The following is a 22248-nucleotide window of genomic DNA, read 5'->3' as shown; positions in this document are numbered from 1 at the left end:
TCGGCACTCATTAAAGTCATTCTTATTGCATCAAGTCTTCATCCGGATATGAGGACAGGAGCAATTTGCCGTCTCGGTAAATTCATTTTGTAGGGAAACAACCATGCCACTGAGTGAATTTATCTCCTGCGTCGATACCGCCTGGTTACGCATGGACAGACCCAACAACCTGATGCAGATCATCGGTGTCCTGATGTTTGAAGGGGAGCTTGATGAAGCGCGTCTGCGGGCCGGATTGCGCCATACCATTTCGGTGCAACCCCGCTTTCATCAGCGGGCCGTGCTGGAGGGGGGCTCCTACTACTGGCGCCATGATCCCGATTTCGATCTCGATCAGCACCTCAAGCGTGTGATCCTGCCGGGTGAAGCGGGCAAGCTGGAGCTGGAGAAGCTGGTGGCCGATCTCGCCTCGACGCCGCTCAACCACCAGCGCCCCCTGTGGGATATGCACCTGACCGACACGTCGCTGGGTGGGCAAGCGCTGGTGGTGCGCATTCACCACGCCATGGGCGACGGCTTCTCGCTGGTGCGGGCCATGCTGACCATGATGGATAACACCCCGGAAGGGGCGCCGCGACCACCGTCACCGGAGCCACTGGATGACAGCGATGACGAGGATGATGAGGATTGCCACCAGGGCAGCCGTCTGGTGCGGGCCGGCCTCAAGCTGACCGGTAGCCTCTGGTCCAAATATGTCGAAGTGGTCACCCATCCCACCAAGGCGGTGGATTACCTCAAGACCGGGCGGGATGTGGCGAGCGAGCTGTGCAATATCGCCACCCTCGGTGATGATTCTCCCTGCCGCCTGCGTGGCAAGACCACCAGCACCAAGCGGGTGGCCTGGTCGGAACAAATTGATCTGCCGGATATCAAGGCTGTGGGCAAGGTACTGGGCTGCTCGGTCAACGATCTGCTGATCGCCGCCACCGCAGGGGCGTTTCGCCACTACCTGCAGGAGAAGGGGGATGATGCCAACAAGGTCAAGATCCGCGCCCTGGTGCCGGTCAATATGCGTGCACCGGACGATGAGGGGGCACTTGGCAACCGCTTCGGGCTGGTGGCCCTGGACTTGCCACTGGATGTTGAACACCCGTTGCAGCGGCTCTATACCGTACGTGACCGGATGCAGGCGCTGCGCACCTCGCTGCAACCCGTGGTGGTGCTCAACCTGTTACATGCCCTTGGCATGGCACCCAATGCGGTGCAGCAGCAGGCAGTCGAGCTGCTCACAGCCAAGGCCAGTGCAGTGATCACCAATGTACCCGGCCCGCAGCAGACCCTCTATCTGGCCGGTGCAAAACTACGCCAACCACTGTTCTGGGTGCCGCAATCGGGGGATATCGGCGTCGGCGTCTCCATCCTCTCTTACGATCACAAGGTGCAGCTGGGCCTTATCACCGACAAGAAGCTGGTTCCGGATCCGGATCGGGTGGTCGAACGGTTTGCAGTGGAGTTCGAGCAACTGCTGTTGCTGGTGCTGATGGAGCCGGAGCTGTTGTTTGACCCCAACGGACTGGATGCGCTGCTCGGTTGAGCGAGCATTTGAAAGACTGATGGCGGCGTAGCCAACCGATCAGCCCCCATCATAAAAGAGGCCAACCCGCGGGTTGGCCTCTTGTTTTGTTATCTATCCGTGGCAAGAGTGGCGGTTAATCCTCCAACTCTTCCCGCGCCGCTTCCACATCGAGGCGCTCCATGGCATCCATCGGTTCGCACTCGGCCGCTTCGGCATAGAGGGCTTCTGCAGCTTTCAGGCGGCTCTTGCCGTGCAGCATCACCTGAGCGTTGGCGTACTCCATGCGGGCGATAGCCGATTCGGGGATCAGCGCCAGCGCCTCCTTGAAGTGACGCTCGGACTCCTCCTTCTTGGCGCCATAGGTGAGGCCGCCGATCATGGCCCCCAGCTTGTCGACGATCTCCGCGTGCCAGGCGCCAAAGGCAATATGGGCCTCGGCGTGATCTGGCGCCAGCTCCAGAGTCTTCTCAAGGCTTGCCTTGATCTTGTCGCCAATTCCTTGCGAGAGGGCCTTGGAGATGGAAATGACCTGACTGTAGCGACCGAGGGCCAGCGCGTGGAAATACCAGGCGTTGGCGTTCTTGGGTTGGCGCTTTTGCAGCTTCTCGGCATGGCTGGCCGCCCGCTCGAAGGCGGCGCGCTTGGCATACTTGTCCTCCAGCAGGTAGCTGGCGTGGATCACCAGTGCCTTGTTTGCCACATTGAGGCCAGCCTCACCGGCCGCTTCGCCAAGGGCGACGGCCCGGGCAAAATCCCCGGCATGATAGGCCCGCCAGGCATCCTGTACCTGTTCATCCTCGGGCCAGGGTTCGGCATCCCCCTGATGGAGTCGATCCCAGTTGTCCGCCAGCTTCTGGCCGGCATAGTCATAGGCCGCATCCGCGTAGGGGAAGGGGACAAATTCGAGTTGTGAAGTGGTCATGCTTGTTCTCCCTGTAGCATGTGAATCAAACCTTGTCGGTGTAGTGGTGGGCGAGGGCGCCCAGATGAGCGCGGGCATCGGCCCGCAAATAGGGTGCGACCAGCTGCATCACCTGAAAGACGCCGAGGGCAATATCGGCGTCCGCCTTGGGGTGCAATGCCCGCTGATAAGAGATCCAGAATGTGCCCACCAGCGCCACATTGGCTGCCAGCGTGCGCATCTGTTGCGCCGTGCCCTCCATCAGCCCGACCGTTTGCAGATGGTTGCAAATGGCGATGGCAGTCTGCTCCTTGCGGCGCAGCAGGGCGGAAAAGCGCTGTTCCACCTGATGATAACCACTCATCAGGGTCGCGATATCGTAGTAGAGGAAACGGTACTGCCAGATGGCTTCAAACATCAGGTGGAGAAAGAGCCAGATATCTTCTGGCTCATCGGACGGGGTGCTGACCGCCTCCAGCAGGCGATCCATCTGCTGTTCAAATTCGCAGAACAGGGCGTTGACGATCTCCTCCTTGTTGTGGAAGTGGTAGTAGAGATTGCCCTGGCTGATCTCCATCTCGGCCGCAATGGCCGAGGTGGTGACGCTGGGTTCCCCTTGTCGATTGAAGCAGGCGAGGGCAGTGGTCAGGATCCGCTCCCGGGTACGACGTTTGGGTTTGCGATCCATGCTACTCCTTTGGTGATGAACGGCGCACGCCGTGGCGATAGCGTTTGGCAAGCCAGTGCTGCAACTGCTCCAGCGACTTGTCGAGGGCGGCGACCGAGCCAATGCCGGGGGCCAGCAAGGTGCGATCTTCATCGGCCAGCGCGGCCAGATTGAGCTCGAGGCCATGCTTGGCCAGCACCGGTGCCAGCTCGTCACGACGCTGCCAGAGATCGCGACGGGTATGCTGGTAAGCGTGCTCGCAGAGGCGACGACGATCCCGGTAACTGAACACATTGGTGAAGAACATCTCGCCATCGGCAGAAGAGGGCTCAAACAGCAATGCGTCAGCATCGGGATATTGGTGCTTGTAGCGATCCATCCCCACATGCATGCGGGAGTGGATGATGGCGCGAAAAGTCTGGGCCAGTACCACCGGCAGACCGCTGTCCACCAGATTGGTCGGCGCGCCGGCGGCCATGTCCGCATCATAGGGCACCAGCGGATTGATGCAGAACACCAGATCCGCCCCCTCTTCCAGCGCTACCGAAGCGTGCAGAGTCTTGATCAGCGCCCCGTCCACATAGTAACGCCCGTTAATCAATGAAGGGGGAAAGAGACCGGGCAGGGCGGCTGACGCCTGTACCGCCGCCGAGATGGGCACATCATCGAGCCCCGAGCTTCCGAAGGCGACCGGATGACCGGTGTCGAGTTCGGTGGCTACCACAAACAGTCGACTGCGCAACTGGCGGAAATCGTTGCTGCGGCCGGGACGAGAGAAAAACTGGGTCAGGGTGCGATCCACCCCGCGGTTGTCGAACAGTCCGGTCGGAATGGCCTTGGAGAGCCCCTGCAGCGATTCAAACAGGCTGCGCTTCCAGGGCGCCGCCAGATAGTAGGTCAGGCTCTGCCACGCCAGTGGCGGGATCGAGGTCAGGCGGTCGGCATATTCACGAAAGGCGGGGCGCAGCAAGGTGGCCGGGTCAAACATCTCCCCCGAATCATCGCTGAGCAGGATCCGCACCAGCTTAGCCGGCGAGATGCCGTTGGCCAGCGCCGATGCCACCACAGCCCCCGAACTGACGCCGACATAGATATCGGCATGGTCAAGGCGCAGGCCGTTGATGCTGTCAGAGAGGGCTGCGCAGGCACCGATCTCGTAGATGCCGCCGAGCGGCCCGCCGCCAGCAAGGGCAATTGCGATGGTACTCATAGCGTCGCCTCTCTATCCATGACATTCACCATGACAAGACCGGCCCAGCGCAGGGCATGGGCCGGTATCAATCACCTTCCGTCACCGCGAGGGATCAGGGCAGGACGCTCTCTGCTTTGGCTTTCACCTCTTTCACCGCATCTTCAGCGGCGGAGAGGAGATCGGCGGCCTGCTCAACCACGGCCTCTTTAGCCTTGGCTACCGGCGCCTTCTTTACCGGAGGCTTGCGGGCAGCGGGCTTTTTGGCGGCAGCCGGTTTGGCTTCAGCGGCAGGGGCTTCCTCTTCCTGCGCATCCAGCAGTTGCTGGACTACATCGGTCAGCTCGGCCATGCGCTTGGAGAGCTTGTCGATATCCTTGCGGGTCGGAATGCCGAGGCTGGCCACAGCGCGGGCCACGCGATCTTCAAACACCTGCTCCAGACGACCCCAGGTATTGGCGGTCTTGTCGGTCACAGCGGCAATCTTCTCATCTGCGCTCTGACGGGTTTTGGCCTGCAATGCTTCCCCTTCCTGCACCAGGGCTTCAAAGATCTTGCCACCCTCTTCCTGCGCCTTGGCATAGGCACCCAGACCCGCCAACCAGATCTGCTGGGTGGACTCCTTGATGGTGGAGGTGAGTTGGTTGTCGGTCACTGACCCTGCCAGCGCTTTCAATTTCTTAGCCATGATCTTCTCCTTGAATAACGACAGTTAAATGTAATGGCGACAACGAAACTGCAATCGGGTTGTGGCATTACTGATTTTTCGACTTCAGTCTAGGGACAAAAAATAGAGGGTTCTACCTAATAACGGAACAGGCACACCACCGAAATTAGGGTTTGCTCACGAACCGACAATCAAATTGCAGATTCCCATATGAATCGTGATATATCTAACAACCTAGTAACACCCTAATCAGTAGCAGGATTCTCTTTATGAACTATTTCATTACTGGCGGTAGTGGTTTTATCGGGCGTCGATTGATCAAAAAGTTATTCCAACAGCATCCCGACTGTACCGTCTATTTTCTGATGCGCGCCTCTCATCAGGAGAAATTGCCAGAGCTGTTCTCATTCTGGAATGTGGATGAATCGCGCGCAGTCCCGGTTTTTGGCGACATGACACAACCGCTGCTGGGGGTATCGGTCGAGATGCAGGAGCAGTTGATCGGCAAGATCGACCACTTCTTCCATCTGGCTGCCATCTATGATCTCAACGCCAAGGCGGGGATCCAGCAGCAGGTCAACACCGAAGGGACCCGTCAGGCTGTTCAACTTGCCGAGCGGCTGGGGGCGGGGCAGTTCCACCACTGCAGCTCCATCGCTGCAGCGGGCCTGTTTGACGGTCTGTTTCGCGAGGACATGTTCGATGAGGCCGAACACCTCGACATGCCTTACTTCCAGACCAAGCACGAAGCGGAAGGGATTGTGCGAAACGAGTGCACCATTCCGTGGCGAGTCTATCGACCGGGGATCGTTGTAGGTGACTCCAATACCGGCGAGATGGACAAGATTGACGGCCCTTACTACTTCTTCAAGACCATCCAGAAGCTGCGTCGCCTGCTGCCGCCCTGGATGCCCGCCATCGGGGTTGAGGGCGGGCGCATCAACATAGTGCCTGTCAACTTTGTGGTCGATGCCATGGTGCATATCGCCCATCAGGAGGGAGAGGAGAACAAAACCTTCCATCTGACCGACCCCAACCCGATGCGGGTTGGCGACATGCTGAGCACCTTCTCCCGCGCCGCCCATGCGCCAGAGCCTGCGATCCGCATCAATGCCTCTCTCTTTAATTTCATTCCCCGCCACCTGACCGCCATGCTGATGACCATGGCGCCGGTGCGCCGCATCCGCGATGCCGCCATCGCCGATCTGGGTCTGCCCAAGGATGTGTTCCGCCTTATCAGTTATCCCACCCGTTTCGACAGTCGCGAAACCCAGCGAGTACTGAAAGGGACAGGCATCGAAGTGCCACCACTGCACAGCTACGCCTGGCGGCTGTGGGATTACTGGGAGCGTCACCTCGACCCGGAGCTCTTCATCGACCGCACCCTGCGTGGTCGGGTAGAGGGCAAGGTGGTGCTGGTGACCGGGGCCACCTCAGGCATTGGCCGTGCAACCGCGCGCAAGCTGGCGGGGGCGGGGGCCAACGTCGTTACCATCGCCCGTGACGAGCAGAAGATTGCCGAGACTAAAGCCGAGTTTGCCGAGCTGGGGCTGACCATCGAGATCTATCAGGGGGATCTCTCCAATCTGGCGCAAGCCGAGGAGATCACCGCTCGCATCGTGGCCGATCACGGCGGCGTCGATATTCTGGTCAACAATGCCGGACGCTCCATCCGCCGCTCCATCGAGGACTCCTTCGATCGCTTCCACGATCTGGAGCGCACCATGCAGCTCAACTACTTCGGTGCGCTCAAGGTGATCATGGGGGTGCTACCCACCATGATTGAGAAGAAAAAAGGGCACATCATCAACATCTCCTCCATCGGGGTGTTGACCAATGCGCCGCGCTTCTCCGCCTATGTTGCCTCCAAGTCGGCCCTCGATGCCTGGGTGCGTACCGCCGCCTCCGAGTTTGCCGATAAAGGGGTCAGCTTCTCCATCATCAATATGCCGCTGGTGAAAACGCCGATGGTCGCGCCGACCAAGGTCTATGAGCAGGTGCCGATGATGACGCCGGAAGAGGCGGCCGATCTGGTGTGCGATACCATCATCAACAAGCACGTTCGTCTGGCTACTCGTCTCGGGGTATTTGGCCAGGTGGTGCATGCCCTGGCGCCGCGCGTCGCGCAGGTGATCATGAACACCAGCTTCCGCACCTTTGCCGATCCCAAGGATGGCGACAAATCCAAAGCCACCGCCGATCAGGTTGCCGTCTCGACCCTGATCAAGGGGATACACTTCTAACCGGATGATGGGATAAAGAGATCAACAGGGGCCTGAGCAATCAGGCCCCTGTTTTATTTGGAATAACAGTTGATGGACGAATAAGGAGGATCAGACTCGGGACAGCAGATCAAGCAGCAGATCTGTCGTGCGACGGGAGTAGAGCAGAGAGAGATGGCCAATGGCGGGCAACTCGATATCTTCCATTCCCACCAATCGTTGCCGCTCCTGCGGCATCACCACATTGTCGTGACTGGTGCGCACTGAGATGCCGGGCACGCAAAGCGGCACCGAAGCGAAACGCTGCAACCAGCCGGAACCGGGCTCCATCTCGCGGGCATTGGCCCCAAGCCCAAGGGCGGCAAGCTGACTCCCCTGATGAGGCGTAGCCAGCGTGATCAGGCGTGCGACCTTGTCACCACCATGGATAGCCAGATAGTCGCGGCAGACCAACCCGCCCATACTGTGACCGACCAGCACCAGCTTGTCAGCCCCGGTCTGCGCCAGCACATCGTCAATCCGGGTAGCCAGCAGCGGCACCATCTCATCGATATGACCAAATGGTGGCATCAAGGTAATGGTGGCGACCACATGGCCTGCGGTCTCCAGTCGGGCGCGCTGGGTGCGCCAGATCCCGCGACTGCAACCGTAACCATGCACCAGCAATATGGGACGCTGGCATGGACGCAGCCGATCGGGTGCCATCAGCAAAGGCTCGAACGGTAGCAACAAGGTGAAGGTATAGAGGTAGGCCAGCATCTCCTGCGCCATCATCTTCACCCTGCGCCAAGGGCCGATAGCCGGGGAGGGGTAGAAGCGGGTAAACAGCCAGCTGCCGAGCACCACCAGACAACGCAACCCAAGCAGGGCAAACACTACAAACAGCAGGGTCAGCAACCAAGAGAGTCCCACGACCAAGTGGGCGATACTCCCGAGGAGCAGCACCTCTACCATCAGCAGGATAAACAGGTGTCGTACGATCGTCATAAGGCCATGATCCGACCAGTCAGGCGTGGAAGTCAAATGGCACTTTGAGACAGCTTGATCCAGCGCGGCTTTTGTCGCTAAACACCGGCGAACTCTTTTCCGGTGAGGTTATTTGCAATGCTGTATATCCATACATATACTTTATCCATCATCACCAAGAGGAGGCCATCATGGCTGTCGAGATCAAATATGTGGTTGTTCGCGGGGGAGTGGAAAAAATGACCTTTGCCAGCAAAAAAGAGGCCGATGCCTATGACAAGCTGCTGGATACGGCCGATGAGTTGATGACCCTGTTGGCTGGCGCCCCGATCGAGCTGGCACCAGAGCAGCAAGAGAGTCTGGCATTCTACTTGGCAGAACAGCGCGATGTGCTGCAAACCCTGCTGCGCGGCGGCAAGGTTCAGGCAGGCACGAAAGAGGAAGATGCCCCAGCAGCCAAGCGCAAGGAGAAGCCACTCAAGCAGGTGGCCTGATTGCACAGACCTTATTTCTCGGGATAAACAGCTCAACGCATTCACTTTATTTGCATTTAAAACCATTTTCACAGCTATTTACCCCGAGAATTTTTTAACCATGCTGCATATCCCATGCATAACTGAATAGCGTGCACCACTGAGCGACACCAGCCAGATCTATGAGGGAATAATGAGCAGACAGTGGAGAGAACGTTATCCAGATCGCTCACGGTTACCTTAATCAGTAACAACAAGAGGCAGTACCAATCCCAATAGAAGCCGCATTCACGCATCACGAGCCCTTTTCTATCAACTCGGCTCATATCGATTCATCTCAGCATCAACAAGCAACACCATGACTCAACAACCATTATCCTTGCCGCCAGCCATGCCGCTGTTTGACAGCCTTATCTATCTGGAAGCCGGTAACCCACAGGTCAATCAGTACCTTGCCAACCTCAGCCTCAACGATGTACCCGATGCCGGTCTGGTTTACGAACTGGCGGTCGATTGGCTGCTGGAACAGCGCAACAGCGAAAACAACTACAAAACCTATCGCAGCGAACTGACCACTTTTTTTCACTGGTGCTTTCACGAGGCGGCCATCAGCCCGAAAGATCTCACTCGCCGCATCATGATCCGCTATCTCGACTACTGTCAGTCGCCCCCTGACGAGTTGATCGCCTATCGCAACGTGGCGCAGTTTGTCCTCGACAAGGAGTGGGGAGAGCGGTTGCCCAACCCGCAATGGCGACCGTTTCTCGGCAAGCGGGAGCTGGGCCGCACCTTGCCCTATCGCCTGAGCGAGCAGGCGATGAAGACCAAGCTCGCCATCTTGTCGGCCTTCTTCCAGTTCCTGATCCAGGAGGAGTACATGGACAGGAATCCCGCTCTGCTACTGCAGCGGGTCAAACGGCCGCAACAGTTGGAGGCCAATGATCAGGTGCAGGTCTTCAGCGAGTTGCAGTGGTCATACGTGATGCAGGCCGCCGATACCCTTGCCAACGACCATCCGGAGCAGCACGAGCGCAGCCGTTTTCTCATCATTCTGATGTATGCCTGCTATCTGCGGATCTCTGAGGTGGCGGCCCGGCCGGGCTTTACCCCTGTGATGGGGCAGTTCAGGCGGGATCGCAAAACCGGCGTCTGGGGCTACTTTATTCCGCAAAGCAAAGGGGGCAAACGGCGTACCGTAGCGGTATCCCAAGCGCTGCTGGCGGCACTCGAGCGCTACCGCCGTTTCCTCGGTCTCTCTCCCTTGCCGACACCGGATGAACAGACGCCACTGTTCGTTCGTCATAAAGCGGCAGCCCACGGCCGCGAGCAGGGGGAGATCAACGCCAACCTCGGCATTCGCCAGTTACGGGATTTGATCATGGTGATCATCGGTAAAGGGGCAGAATTGGCAGAGCAGGATGGATTTGCCCAGGATGCAGCCGAAATGCGGCAACTATCTCCCCATGCGATCCGCCATACCGGGATCACCCATGACATCAATCTGCACGGGCGGCCGCTCTCCCACGTACAGGCCGATGCAGGACATGACAGCATCGACACCACTTCGAAATACCTGCACACCAGCAACAGTGAACGACATGAGAGCGCGCAACAAAAACCGCTAGACAGATTGAGCCAACAAACGAGAGATAATCGTTCAAAGGACGGGTGAGCATCGTGACCTAAAAAAGTGATTCATTAAGGTCTCATTCAAGCTGGTGCCGTTATTTTGTACTTCTCTGGATAGCAACCGGTTCAGGGAACAGCAGGGCTGTTAAGAACGAGCAGGTAGCCATCCGCGGGATCAATATTTATTCCGTATCAGAGAGAAAAATAACCAAATCGCTTGCTCAAACATCGAGACAACCCCCTATGCCGATAGACATTATCAAGAAGACCTACAAGATTGTCGGACAAGGCGATCTGATGGCGCAATTTACCCTTATCCCCTCAGGCACGTTGAATATCTGGTTTCCCGAAACAGGATTGCAGATGGAGGCACCCTGTAGCCAACTTCGTTTTGAAAATGACACCCTGCTCTATACCAACGGCATGCACTACAGCCAGGCGAGAGCATTCTGGTCGTTAACACTTCACTCTGTCGATATGAATGAACTGAAGAGGTTAATCATGGATATGTGCAGCAATGTCCACATATCCCATCCGCGAACGCCCATACCCAAACGCAAACATTGGCTAATAGCCTGATCAGCCGGAATGAAAGAACAAGACCCGTCTCGCAAAAGGCGGGTCTTTTTCATTCTCTCTGTGGAGTGCATTGAGGTCTAAAAAGGTGATTTGATGACTTATACGAATGGTCATCGTCGTGGGCTACCGAAAACTCTCAGGAGCCAGACGCCACCTAACGTAAATATATGAATGGTTACGTTAAATTCACCATTATAAAAGTCACGGAAACCAAGAGGGAAGGGAGCGCTTATTGCATCAAGGGCATTGATGATCCGGCACTGTTGTAAGTGTGAACTATTCAATACGGGAAATTTGCATTTTTAGCATTTTGAGTAAGGGCAGGGGATCTGTCCACCCATTAAGGCGACTACTTTAACTAGGTCAAGACAGCCTCTAATAGTGGACTCTTGTCTCAAGATGGGACATTTGTGGTTTCAGAATATCGACTAAGGGGAGGGGACATGGTCCCAAGACATGTTCGGGTACAGCTAAATGAGCAGTTGGTGAACTAGCCAATTCTATTGCCAACGCTATGGCACCAAGCACGATGCATTGCCTGCTTTAGGTGAGGTTCTTCTGCATTTGGCTGCAAGGTATCAAGATGGTTCTTCATCATGGATCGCATTGACCGGAGTTGTGTCGCCGTAGTGGTTAAATTCACTCAATGTTATCTCTCACAGAGATGCCGATAAATGGGGTTATCGGCATAATTTGTAAAGACTCTGTTATTTTTGACCTTCAACATGTCTCACCCAGAAATGACCGAGATCATCAGCGTCCTGCAAACCGGCAGCGCCTGGCCTGTGGATGTGGTGCGGCGCATCAGCCCAGGGGAAATGTCCGACGAGCTCCATGCTGCACGCCGCGAGGTCGCGCCAATCGATCATGCCTGAGCCATTCAACCCGGTGAGCAATGTTTAGGGCTGGCCTATAGCACTAGCGTTCACCGACAGGCCACGGGCGCGGGCCTCCCGCAGGCAGCGCTGCCAAAAGTACCTGCCACTGGGCGAATCCCATTTAACCTGGTAACGACTGGATAGCCAACAAATCGCCTCCAGCGGCAGATGGGCAAAATCCTGTTGATGGGTGTACCAAAAGGCCCGCCAGTCGTGGATAACCGCCACACGGTTGACCAACTGCCAGCGGCAGATCCACAACGGGGTGTCCTTATGAATCAACACCAACGCACCGGCCAACGGGAACACGTCGAACCACAGCAACTGGTGGTCATCGGGCACACTGATATCTAGCTGCCGAAACCGATGGCGCCGCAGTGGTGTCAACAGATCGACACCGGCGGTTAATGCATCCAGCAAGAGTCGATCCTGTGGGCGACGGCTGTGTTTCATCGGAAATAACTCCAAAACGTAGAACCCCATCACTGCGCATAATGCATATTATGTTAAATATAGTATCTTGTTTCCTGTCACCGCTTATTGAACTGTGTATAATGGCAACAATTGATCCTATCTTCGACCGGATGTCTTAAGTGGCTGAATTAACATCAGAACAATTAAAACCCGCTTTTGCGATTGAACAGTTCCCCAGGCTTTGTGAGCTTGAGCCCATCCCCTTTGCCGCTCTGCAACCCAGAGCAATCTCCGGTATCAAACGTCTGGCCAGTTTTGATGGTGATTGCCCGGTTATGCTGCTCAACGGTTTCCCCGGTGCCGATTATGAAGATGTGTGCCGCACTCTGATTGCCGACTCCAATGGTAAGGATGGCGATCTGTTCGACCTCTGCTATACCGAGAATCTCAACAACCCGTTCAAACCTATCTGGCTGCGACTGCAACCCGGTACTGGCGTTGAGTTTTGCGAAATGGTTGGCGAGCTACTCAAGTTGCTTAGCCACCATCTCGATGCCGAGCGAATCGTAACCCGCATCATGCGCAAGCAAAACAACGATCCAAAGATCGATGACTTTCTCTCGGATCTGGCGGCCCATGTGGCATTGGGACTGGAGTTTCAGCATCCGGTGCTGATCAACCTGCTTATTCATCACGAAGAACAGGAAGCACCGGTAATTTACGGTCGTGATCTCAACTGGGATACCCTGTTTGGTTCCATCAACTATCAGACAGAACAGGGTTCTGTCTACGCGAATCAGCACTTGCTGGAACCAGGTTTGCTACGTCAGGCCAATGGTGGCTACCTTATTCTTCAACTGGATGAGCTGCTCGACCAGCCTCATCTTTGGTTTAAGCTCAAAAATGCTATGCAAAAAGGCGAGCTGGACTGGAACGCCTATCAGGAAGGCAAGACACTAACCCCCTTCTTTGCACCTGAAGCGACCCCCATCAAGCTCAAGCTGATCTTGGTGGGTGACCGACTGGACGTGGCTGAGTTCCAGATGCTGGATCGTGACATGTCAGAGCGTATATTCCTGCGCGCCGACCTAGTATCCGAAGTAAACATAGAGGAAGACCTGCAGGAGTTTCTGCAGTATCTGGCCTGGTTACGTGAACGCTGGAACTTGCTGGATTTCACACCGGCAGCCCTTGTCGCACTCTGTCGCCATGCCAGCAGACTCTGTGATCACCAGGAGTGGCTCTCTCTCTCCGCGGTACAACTCTCCGCCATCATGAGGATGGCTGACAGTCTGGCACGGGAGCTGGAAGCGGAAGAGGTCACCGACGAGCACATTCGTGGTGCGCTGGAGGAGCAGGATTATCGCCTCAACTATCTGGTTGAGCAGTCCGATCAGGGGGTTATCGACGGCCAGATCCTGCTGCAGACTGATGGTGAAGAGATTGGCCAAATTAATGGTCTCTCCGTCATTCAGGTCTCCGGTCACCCATATGACTTTGGCGAACCGGTACGCCTGACCGCCACTGTTCACTTGGGTGATGGCGACGTGGCGGATATCGAGCGCAAGGCTGAACTGGCTGGCCATATTCATGCCAAGGCGATGATGATCATTCACGGCTACCTCTCCAACAAGTTCGGTGCCGAGAACCCCTCCCCTCTGTCGGCCAATCTGGTATTCGAGCAGTCTTACCACGAAATCGATGGTGACAGTGCCTCCCTGACCGGCCTGTGTGCCCTGCTCTCTGCCCTCGCCCGCCAGCCTATTTACCAGCACTTCGCGGTAACGGGTGCGGTCGACCAGTTTGGCAATGTGCAGGCCGTTGGCGGCGTCAACGAGAAGATCGAAGGCTTCTTCCGGGTGTGCAAGATCCACGGTCTGACTGGCAAACAAGGCATCCTGCTGCCCGGCACCAACGCCCAGCAACTCAACCTCTCTGATGAGGTGATCGCCGCAGTTGAAGCGGGACAGTTCCATATCCACCCTGTAGATCATGTGGAAGAGGCTATCGAGCTCTTGACTGGCTGTGTGGCGGGTGAGCCTGACATGCCCGATACCCTGTTCGGCCGCATTCAGGAGCGACTGGATGAGCTGAACGGCAGCACGGCGAAAGTCGGGCTGCTGCGCGCCCTTCTTGATCGGCTGTTTGGCCGCTAATGAAGTGATCGGAGTTGTTTAGCGCACATCTGTACGCTAAATTGGCGCAGCTTTACTCATTTGAAGGAAACTCAGCGTGACCGTAGACAATTCGACCCTGGAAGCCCGCCTTTCTCTGTGTGAACAGGGCAAGAACTCTTTTACCCGTGAAGAGCTGCTGGCTTGCAGCCGTGGCGAACTCTTTGGTGAGGGTAACAGTCAGCTGCCCGCCCCTAACATGTTGATGATGGATCGCATCGTCAAGATCAATGACAACGGTGGCGAGCACGGTAAGGGCGAGATCCTGGCAGAGCTCGACATTACCCCCGATCTCTGGTTCTTCGATTGCCACTTCCCGGGTGATCCCGTGATGCCGGGCTGTCTCGGTCTGGATGCCATGTGGCAGCTGGTTGGCTTCTTCCTCGGCTGGAAAGGCGGCCCGGGCAAAGGCCGTGCGCTGGGTGTCGGTGAAGTGAAATTTACCGGCCAGATCCTGCCGACCGCCAAGAAAGTGACCTACAAGATCACCTTCAAGCGAGTCATCAATCGCAAACTGGTGATGGGCATTGCCGATGGTGTCGTTGAAGTTGACGGCCGCCCCATCTATAGCGCAACCGACCTGAAAGTGGGCCTGTTCCAGGACACTACCGCATTCTGATTGATGCGAACCTGAATGTGGCGAAAGCCACAACGCAAAGGGGCCACAACGGCCCCTTTCCTTTTGTAATGAGTGATGAAGTACCTGCTACTTCATGAAGAGGCCTGAGCCCCGCCCTTCCATGGCGTCACGCCAACCACCAAGCCAATGCCCACGGGCATCCAGGCATTGATACGGACACGCTTCTTTCTGTTTGCCGACCACGCCAGCCTGATAACCACGAGCACGAGCTCTTTCCAGACGGTCCCGCTTCTGTCTCTTCATCATCTACGACCCTCTTCGTGGAACAAAAAAAGCGACCAAATTCTCATCGGTCGCTTTCATCTTTACTCCTGCGAGCGCACTCGGTCAAACAAAAACTTCCACCCTAACCGGGCTATGTGACACAAGGCACTGAACTGGATTAAGTTTTAATTACAGGGAACTCACTCCTGATTTTTGAGTCCTTCCAGCTCTTCCCAACGAGCAAATGCCTCCTCCAGCGCCGTCTCGGCGGCACTCAATGCGGCCAGTTTGGGCTGGGTCTGCTCGCTTGGCAGGGAGAAGAAACCGTGCTGGTTGATCTCGCTTTGCAGCGCATCCAGCTCGGCTTCCAGCTGCTCAAGACGCGCCGGCAGACCATCCAGTTCAAGCTGTAGCTTGTAGGAGAGTTTTTTGCCTTTCTTCGGCGCTTCGCTCACTGTGGCTACCGGCTCGGGAGCCTTCACAGGCGTGCTCTTGGCCTGTTGCTGAGCACGCTGCTGCTCGCGGGTCGCCATCATGTCGGCATAGCCGCCCACGTAGTCGCTGATGCGGCCATCCCCCTCAAACAGCCAGCAACCGGTTACCGTATTGTCGATGAAGCGACGATCGTGACTGACCAGCAGCAGAGTGCCTGGATAGTCCGCCAGCAGCTCTTCCAGCAGCTCCAGAGTCTCGACGTCGAGGTCGTTGGTCGGTTCGTCGAGGATCAGCAGGTTGCTGGGTTTAAGGAACAGCTTGGCCAGCAGCAAACGGTTTTTCTCACCGCCAGAAAGCGCCTTGACCGGCGTTCTGGCCCTCTTGGGTTCAAACAGGAAGTCCTGCAGATAGCCGAGGATATGGCGGGAGCGACCGCGCACCATCACTTCCTGCTTGCCCTCCCCGACGTTGTCCACCACCGTCTGCTCGGGATCGAGCTGTTCGCGGTACTGATCGAAGTAGGCCACTTCCAGATTGGTACCCTGACGCACCGAACCACGAGTGGCATCTAGCTGACCCAGCAGCAGCTTGATCAGGGTCGACTTGCCGCAACCGTTGGGGCCGACCAGCGCAATCTTGTCCCCACGCAGCACCTGCAGATTGAGCTCCTCGAACAGGGTGCGATCACCAAAGTCGAGTCCCAACCCTTCAGCTTCAAATACCAGCTTGCCGGAGCGGCTCGCCTCGTCGAGTTGCAGCTTGGCTTTGCCCTGCAGTTCGCGACGCTGGGTACGCTCCATGCGCATCGCCTTGAGGGCGCGCACTCGCCCCTCGTTACGGGTACGGCGCGCCTTGATCCCCTGGCGTACCCACACCTCCTCCTGCGCCAGCTTGCGATCAAACTCAGCATTTTTCAGCTCTTCGACCCGCAGCCACTCCTCTTTGCCCTGCTGGTACTCGTCATAGTTGCCGGGCCAGGAGGTGATCACGCCGCGATCGAGATCGATGATCCGGGTCGCCAGCTTGTGGATGAACTCACGGTCGTGGGAGATGAAAACGATGGCGCCACGGAAATCCTTGAGGAACTCTTCCAGCCAGTTGATGGCCTCGATATCCAGGTGGTTGGTCGGCTCATCGAGCAGCAGCAGATCGGGATCGCATGCCAGTGCACGGGCCAGCGCTACCTTGCGCAGCCAGCCACCGGAGAGACTGTCGAGGGTCACGTCAGGATCAAGACCAAGCAGGGTCAGCACCTGATTGATGCGGGTCTCGTACTGCCAGCCATTCTGATAATCGAGCTGCTCCTGCAGCTGGCTCATCTTGCGAATGTTGGCATCGGACGGGTCACTCGCCAGCGCCATGGAGACGTGGTGATACTGCTTGAGCAGCTCACCGACTCCGGCCAGCCCTTCGGCGGCGTAATCAAACACGGTGAGCTCGCTCGAGGTGGGCGGATCCTGCTCAAGACGAGTCACTTTCAAGTCCTGCTGCAACACCAGACGGCCATCATCGAGGGGCAATTCACCGGCAATTACCTTCATCAGGGTGGACTTGCCCGCCCCGTTGCGGCCCACCAGACAGAGGCGCTCGCCTCGCTCTATGGTCAGCTCGGCCTTGTCGAGCAACGGAAAATCACTGAACGACAGACACGCGCCGTGCAATGTTAAAAGAGCCATGTTCGTTCCTTATCTCATATGAAAAAACGGGCAACAGACTGGGTCTGATCCCGTTTCATCGTCAAATCACAAATCAACCCTGACGAGCGAGCCAGCCTTTGAGCTCCACCAGCGTGAAGGGCCAGCCCAGCTCGCGGCCAGCCTCGTCCCGCAGCACCGGAATACGCACCCGATAGGCCTCAAGCCAGCTGGCATCGTCCATGATGTCGCAGCGGCGGGTCACATCGCTTGCCCCCGCCTCCTCCACCAGCGCCCAAGCTTGCTCACACAGGTGGCAACCGTCGGTGTGAAACAGGGTCAGCATCAAGCCTCAGCCTCCGCATGGGTGATGATCCAGCAGTTGTGGATGTGCTGGTTGCGCTCGAAATCCTTGGGCCGGGTCTTGCCGGTGATGTTCTGCGCTTTGAGACCGATGGCCTCGAGACCGGCCAGATCCATCTTGAAGTGGCGCTTGTTGTTGGAGAACACCAAGGTGCCACCAGCAGCCAGCAACCGCTTCAGGTGCTGCATGAGCAGCAGGTGATCGCGCTGCACATCGAAGCTCTCATCCATCCGCTTGGAGTTGGAGAAGGTGGGCGGATCGATGAAGATGAGGTCGTACTGCTCATCGGCTTCAGACAACCACTTCAGGCAATCTGCCTGGACAAACTTGTGCTCACGGCCCACCAGCGAGTTGAGGCGCATGTTGTCCTGCGCCCAGTTCAGGTAGGTGCGCGACATATCCACCGTGGTGGTTTCGCTAGCACCGCCAAGACCTGCGTGCACGGTGGCACTGCCGGTATAGGCAAAGAGGTTCAGGAAGCGCTTGCCATGGGCCATCTGACCCAACATGCGGCGGGTCTGGCGGTGATCCAGGAACAGGCCGGTATCCAGATAGTCGTAGAGATTGACCCACAGACGGGCACCGTACTCCTGCACTTCCATCCGGTGCTGCTCTTCAGAGAGCTTCTGGTACTGCTGCTTGCCCTCCTGACGCTCGCGCACTTTCAGGATCACCTTCTCGCCGTCCATGCCGGTCACCTTGATGGCGGCTTGAACCATGTCGAGCAGACGCTGACGGGTCTTCTGGGCAGGGATATCCTTGGGCGCCGCGTACTCCTGCACCACCAGATAGTCCTGATAGCGGTCGATGGCGGCGTTGTACTCCGGCAAGTCGGCATCGTAGATGCGATAGCAATCGATGCCCTCTTTGTTGGCCCACTTCTCGAGGTTTTTCAGATTCTTGCGCAGACGGTTGGCAAAGTCCTGTGCCACCTCTTTTTGGGAAGCCACGGAGTCGAGAGCGATCTGGTAGTTGCGCAGCTGACACTCGAGCGCCCCGTTAAACAGACGATATTGCTTGTCGGCGCGCAGGCGCAGACAGCTGAGCAGTTCGGGGGATGCGGAAAGAATGGAGACTTTCCAACCCTGGAAGCTGCGACGCAGGGCATCGCCGAGGGCCTGATGCACTTCCAGCAGGGCCGGAAACTCGCCGAGACGTTCGCCGTAGGGCGGGTTGGAGATCAGCATACCGACCTGACGGGCCTCCCCTTCCGCCGCCATCGGCAGCGGGTTTTCCAGAGCGGTCGCATCGGCCTGCTTGAAGGTGATGAGATGGGCCACGCCAGCGGCCTTGGCGTTATCACGGGCTTTGAGCAGCACACGCTGGTCGGCATCGCAACCAAACAGCTTCACTTCACAGCGCTGCATGCCCCGTTTGGCACGCACTTGCGCCTCCATCATCAGGCTCTGCCACAGCTCGCTATCGTGCTGCAGCCAGCGATCGAAACCGAAGCGCTCGCGACGCAGCGCCGGCGCCATGTCGGCGGCGATAAAGGCCGCTTCAATCAGCAGCGTACCGGAGCCGCACATCGGGTCCATCATGGGCTCGCCGGCCCAACCGCTACGAGCAATCATGGCGACCGCCAGGTTCTCTTTGAGCGGTGCTTCACCTGTGCCTTGACGATAGAAACGCTGGTGCAGCGCCGGGCCTGACAAGTCCAGCGTGATATTGGCCTTGCCTTTGCCCAGGTGCGCCATGATGCGGATATCCGGCGACTTTTTGTCCACGTCCGGACGCACGTGACCGCGCTTGGTGAAGCGGTCGACGATGGCATCCTTGATTTTCAGCGCGCCATATTGGGTATTGCGAATGGCAGGGTTGGTACCGGTAAAGTCCACCGCGATGGTAGAGGTACCGGAGAAGTGCTCTTCCCAGGGTATGGTGTGGGCGCCCAGATAGAGATCCAGATCATCGTTCATCTGGAATTCGGAGAGCACCAGCACGATACGGGAGGCAAAACGGCTCCACAGGCAGGCCTTGTAGCCAATCGCCAGTTCGCCTTTGAAATGGACGCCAGCCACGGTCTCACGGACCTGCTCTGCGCCAAGATTGGTCAGCTCATCGGCCAACAGGTTTTCCAGCCCCTTGGGGCAGGTTGCAAAAAATTCTTTCATCACGCTCACGGGGAACCCATAAAAATAGTGCCGCATTATACCTCATCAGGCGGGCTGGAGCATGCAAAAGTCGGCGCAAACAGCAGGATGGAAACAGATTGATAGGTGGCGAAAAGGTAAAAGGCCCCATGACTATCCGATGGCGAGAGCATGGGGCCAAACATCATTTAGCGGATCACTTCATACGAGCCTTGAAACGGGGATTGCTTTTGCAAATCACGAACAATTTTCCCCGACGACGCACCAACTGACAATCGGGATGACGTGCCCGTGCGGATTTGAGTGAACAGACGACCTGCATTCAGGACTCCTTCTTGCTTGAAAATGCGCCAAAGCGCTTGTTGAAACGGGCCACACTCCCCTCGCTCGATACCTGCTTCTGCTTGCCGGTATAGAACGAGTGCGACTGGCTGGAAACATCGAGCGACACATAGGGATACTCCTTCCCGTCTTGCCACGTATAGCGGCGATCGCTTTTGATGGTTGAACCGACCAGGAAAAAGGCATCTGCCGCCGTGTCATGGAACAGCACCAAACGATAATCCGGGTGAATATGAGGTTTCATAGCAACTCCATTTTGTTATGTTATAACAAAATGTAAGTGAGAATAGCTCTCGTTTCAAGCATGAAATGTCGTATGAAGAAAATCGCAGCAGTGAGTGATGTGTTGATAGCGAGGTGGAGGCACTACGCAAGCAGAGCGAAACAAGAGGGAGACACCATGCTTGCAGCACGGAAGACCAAGATACTGCGTGGGTCAGAACACAAGGTGCAAGTGGATGTAATAAGCCTCAGGAGAGGCTGAATCATAACCATCAATGAGAATGGGCAAGATGTTCGCGGATCAATGAAGTATCAGAAACGAGGCGCGATTGAGGTGACCACAGTAAAAACAGGCAGCGGTGTAATCACAGAGATAAAACGATTGATGAAAATATATCAACTGACCTGACGATATTGCTCGGTCACGGTAATACGCGGTTTCATCCGGTTATTCATCACCTTGATCACCCCGAAACGCGGCAAGGTTTTACTGGTGGTCAATACCAGATCGGCTGTGAGGTTCAAACAGACGCTAGCCTGATCCCCTGCCTCAATGACCATAAATTCGCCGTTGCCATGAGGTGTATTCATCAGGACCAGATCACCGTTTTGCGGGATCACTTGCGGATGCTGTTCACTAAAAAACCAGCTTTGCGGCATCAGGGGTTTATAAAAACGACTGACCGCGATGGCATTAAGCACCAACTGAACCTGATGCGGAATACTCCACTCAAGTTCGGCTGCTTTATCCATCAACTGGTAATAGAGGGCGGCATCATCGACGCAAAAAGGCTGGGTTGCAAACGAGCTAGGCACCAATTGTCGCCCTTTATACTCGGTCGCAAATAACATGTTATCAGACAGGTCCAACATCAGACGGTCACTCTGGGCATCATAGTGCCATTGCCAGCTATCGGTCGGTTGGATAAACATGTTGGAGCCCTTACTTGATAATTACCAGTTGACTTTATTCCATATGCAGGAAATCAGCAACGTCAAATAAAGGGCTCCGCCATCTATTTCTTAAATATTAGTCACAATCTCTTTGACCAGCCCCGGCCCTTTATAAATAAAGCCGCTATAAATTTGTACCAGACTGGCACCGGCGGCCAATTTTTCACGGGCGGCCATGGCACTATCAATACCACCCACCCCGATAATTGGCAGAGCACCATTGAGCGCCTTGGCCAGATGGCGGATCACCTCGGTACTCTTGTGTTGCAGCGGACGACCACTCAGGCCACCCGCCTCACCGGCGTGGGGCATGTCATAAATCATCTCGCGCTCGAGGGTGGTATTGGTGGCGATAACCCCATCAATACCATTCCGTACCAGCGAAGCGGCCACCTGATCTATTTCTTCAAAGCTTAAATCCGGGGCGATTTTAACTGCCAGCGGCACATACTTTTTATATTGGGCGGCCAGCTCTTGCTGACGCACCTTGAGGGCGGCCAGCAATTCATCCAGCGCCTCGCCATATTGCAGTGAACGCAAACCTGGGGTGTTGGGGGAAGAGATATTGACGGCAATATAACCGGCATGATCATAAACCTTGTCCATACAGAGCAGGTAATCATCCTTGCCCTGTTCGATGGGAGTGTCTTTGTTTTTGCCGATATTAATGCCGATGACTCCCTGATATTTGGCCTCTTTTACCTTGGCCACCAGATGATCCACCCCCTTGTTGTTGAATCCCATCCGGTTGATGATCCCCTCTGCCGGAATAACCCGGAACAGGCGCGGCTTGTCATTGCCGCTCTGGGGTCTGGGGGTGACGGTACCGACTTCGATAAAGCCAAATCCCATGGCGCCCAGCGCGTCAATGCACTCACCATCTTTATCCAGACCGGCTGCCAATCCCACCGGATTGGCAAAAGAAAGCCCCATGACAGTGACGGGGCGTTTCGGCAAATTCTGGCGGAAGAAACAATCGAGTGGCGTACCGAGAAGGCGGGGCAAATACTTCATGGAGAGATCGTGAGCCTGTTCCGGATTGAGTTTGAACAGGAAATGCCTGGCGATGGGGTACAACATCTTTG

Annotated in this window: 22 protein-coding genes; 8 read left to right on the top strand and 14 right to left on the bottom strand. The window is 56.4% G+C overall.

Features of this window, described 5'->3' with window-relative positions; translation table 11 throughout:
• Positions 1-103: 103 nt before the first annotated feature.
• A complete protein-coding gene (locus G5306_RS03165) occupies positions 104-1534 on the top strand; it encodes a wax ester/triacylglycerol synthase family O-acyltransferase (RefSeq protein ID WP_005360484.1) in 1431 nt (476 codons plus the stop codon).
• A gap of 115 nt (positions 1535-1649) precedes the next feature.
• Here the strand turns inward: G5306_RS03165 and G5306_RS03160 are convergent, their stop codons facing one another.
• The 4 genes from G5306_RS03160 to G5306_RS03145 form a co-directional block, all read right to left on the bottom strand.
• Positions 1650-2438, bottom strand: a complete 789-nt coding sequence (locus tag G5306_RS03160) for a hypothetical protein (protein ID WP_421312369.1) — start codon at positions 2436-2438, stop codon at positions 1650-1652.
• Positions 2439-2463: 25 nt separating this feature from the next.
• Entirely contained in the window at positions 2464-3105 is a 642-nt protein-coding gene (locus G5306_RS03155; RefSeq protein ID WP_005345492.1) for a TetR/AcrR family transcriptional regulator, read from the bottom strand.
• A 1-nt stretch (position 3106) separates the two neighbouring features.
• Positions 3107-4294, bottom strand: a complete 1188-nt coding sequence (locus G5306_RS03150) for a patatin-like phospholipase family protein (protein WP_421251660.1) — start codon at positions 4292-4294, stop codon at positions 3107-3109.
• Positions 4295-4388: 94 nt separating this feature from the next.
• Positions 4389-4961 carry a phasin family protein gene (locus tag G5306_RS03145; RefSeq protein ID WP_005333118.1) on the bottom strand — a complete coding sequence of 191 codons (573 nt, stop codon included), beginning with the start codon at positions 4959-4961 and terminating at the stop codon, positions 4389-4391.
• Between the two features lie 248 nt (positions 4962-5209).
• Between G5306_RS03145 and G5306_RS03140 the strand changes: the two genes are divergently transcribed.
• A complete protein-coding gene (locus G5306_RS03140; protein WP_421312367.1) occupies positions 5210-7183 on the top strand; it encodes an SDR family oxidoreductase in 1974 nt (657 codons plus the stop codon).
• A 90-nt stretch (positions 7184-7273) separates the two neighbouring features.
• On the opposite strand, the gene G5306_RS03135 is transcribed toward G5306_RS03140, so the two are convergent.
• On the bottom strand, positions 7274-8149 hold the full coding sequence (locus G5306_RS03135; protein ID WP_421312365.1) for an esterase/lipase family protein: 876 nt from the start codon (positions 8147-8149) through the stop codon (positions 7274-7276).
• A 170-nt stretch (positions 8150-8319) separates the two neighbouring features.
• On the opposite strand from G5306_RS03135, the gene G5306_RS03130 reads away from it, so the two are divergent.
• From G5306_RS03130 to G5306_RS03115, 4 genes are all read left to right on the top strand, one after another.
• Positions 8320-8622 (top strand): YebG family protein, encoded by a 303-nt coding sequence (locus tag G5306_RS03130; protein WP_216962699.1) that lies wholly within the window; start codon positions 8320-8322, stop codon positions 8620-8622.
• Positions 8623-8992: 370 nt separating this feature from the next.
• Positions 8993-10273, top strand: a complete 1281-nt coding sequence (locus tag G5306_RS03125) for a tyrosine-type recombinase/integrase (RefSeq protein ID WP_421312425.1) — start codon at positions 8993-8995, stop codon at positions 10271-10273.
• A 200-nt stretch (positions 10274-10473) separates the two neighbouring features.
• Positions 10474-10809, top strand: a complete 336-nt coding sequence (locus tag G5306_RS03120) for a hypothetical protein (RefSeq protein ID WP_216953580.1) — start codon at positions 10474-10476, stop codon at positions 10807-10809.
• A gap of 725 nt (positions 10810-11534) precedes the next feature.
• Positions 11535-11684: a hypothetical protein gene (locus G5306_RS03115; RefSeq protein WP_216953579.1), complete on the top strand. Its 150-nt coding sequence runs from the start codon at positions 11535-11537 to the stop codon at positions 11682-11684.
• Positions 11685-11708: 24 nt separating this feature from the next.
• On the opposite strand, the gene G5306_RS03110 is transcribed toward G5306_RS03115, so the two are convergent.
• A complete protein-coding gene (locus G5306_RS03110; protein WP_216953578.1) occupies positions 11709-12140 on the bottom strand; it encodes a hypothetical protein in 432 nt (143 codons plus the stop codon).
• A gap of 140 nt (positions 12141-12280) precedes the next feature.
• Between G5306_RS03110 and G5306_RS03105 the strand changes: the two genes are divergently transcribed.
• Together G5306_RS03105 and fabA are read left to right on the top strand one after the other, a co-directional pair.
• Entirely contained in the window at positions 12281-14257 is a 1977-nt protein-coding gene (locus G5306_RS03105) for a Lon protease family protein (protein WP_421209043.1), read from the top strand.
• Between the two features lie 76 nt (positions 14258-14333).
• Positions 14334-14894: a 3-hydroxyacyl-[acyl-carrier-protein] dehydratase FabA gene (gene fabA, locus G5306_RS03100; protein ID WP_033113552.1), complete on the top strand. Its 561-nt coding sequence runs from the start codon at positions 14334-14336 to the stop codon at positions 14892-14894.
• A gap of 87 nt (positions 14895-14981) precedes the next feature.
• On the opposite strand, the gene rmf is transcribed toward fabA, so the two are convergent.
• The 8 genes from rmf to pyrD form a co-directional block, all read right to left on the bottom strand.
• Positions 14982-15161: a ribosome modulation factor gene (gene rmf / locus G5306_RS03095; protein ID WP_005315693.1), complete on the bottom strand. Its 180-nt coding sequence runs from the start codon at positions 15159-15161 to the stop codon at positions 14982-14984.
• 158 nt (positions 15162-15319) lie between these two features.
• A complete protein-coding gene (locus tag G5306_RS03090) occupies positions 15320-17230 on the bottom strand; it encodes an ABC transporter ATP-binding protein (RefSeq protein WP_421312362.1) in 1911 nt (636 codons plus the stop codon).
• A gap of 73 nt (positions 17231-17303) precedes the next feature.
• Positions 17304-17534 (bottom strand): glutaredoxin family protein, encoded by a 231-nt coding sequence (locus G5306_RS03085; RefSeq protein WP_201951089.1) that lies wholly within the window; start codon positions 17532-17534, stop codon positions 17304-17306.
• Positions 17534-19702, bottom strand: coding sequence for a bifunctional 23S rRNA (guanine(2069)-N(7))-methyltransferase RlmK/23S rRNA (guanine(2445)-N(2))-methyltransferase RlmL (rlmKL, locus tag G5306_RS03080; protein ID WP_421312361.1), 2169 nt, complete (start codon positions 19700-19702; stop codon positions 17534-17536). The genes G5306_RS03085 and rlmKL overlap by 1 nt, the downstream gene beginning before the upstream one ends.
• Positions 19703-19841: 139 nt before the next feature.
• Entirely contained in the window at positions 19842-19967 is a 126-nt protein-coding gene (gene ykgO / locus G5306_RS03075; protein WP_005336596.1) for a type B 50S ribosomal protein L36, read from the bottom strand.
• Positions 19968-20231 (bottom strand): type B 50S ribosomal protein L31, encoded by a 264-nt coding sequence (locus G5306_RS03070; protein WP_005336598.1) that lies wholly within the window; start codon positions 20229-20231, stop codon positions 19968-19970.
• Positions 20232-20605: 374 nt separating this feature from the next.
• A complete protein-coding gene (locus tag G5306_RS03065) occupies positions 20606-21142 on the bottom strand; it encodes a cell division protein ZapC (protein WP_005345444.1) in 537 nt (178 codons plus the stop codon).
• A gap of 90 nt (positions 21143-21232) precedes the next feature.
• The gene (gene pyrD / locus G5306_RS03060) at positions 21233-22243 is read right to left on the bottom strand and encodes a quinone-dependent dihydroorotate dehydrogenase (RefSeq protein ID WP_421312360.1); all 1011 of its coding nucleotides are present in this window, start codon (positions 22241-22243) and stop codon (positions 21233-21235) included.
• Positions 22244-22248: the final 5 nt, after the last annotated feature.

Origin of the sequence: Aeromonas sp. 603404, from assembly GCF_049171775.1 — a bacterium.
Classification (GTDB): domain Bacteria; phylum Pseudomonadota; class Gammaproteobacteria; order Enterobacterales; family Aeromonadaceae; genus Aeromonas; species Aeromonas veronii_A.
The sequence above is the reverse complement of the archived record's forward strand: the minus strand, read 5'-3'. Positions and strand labels throughout refer to the sequence as shown.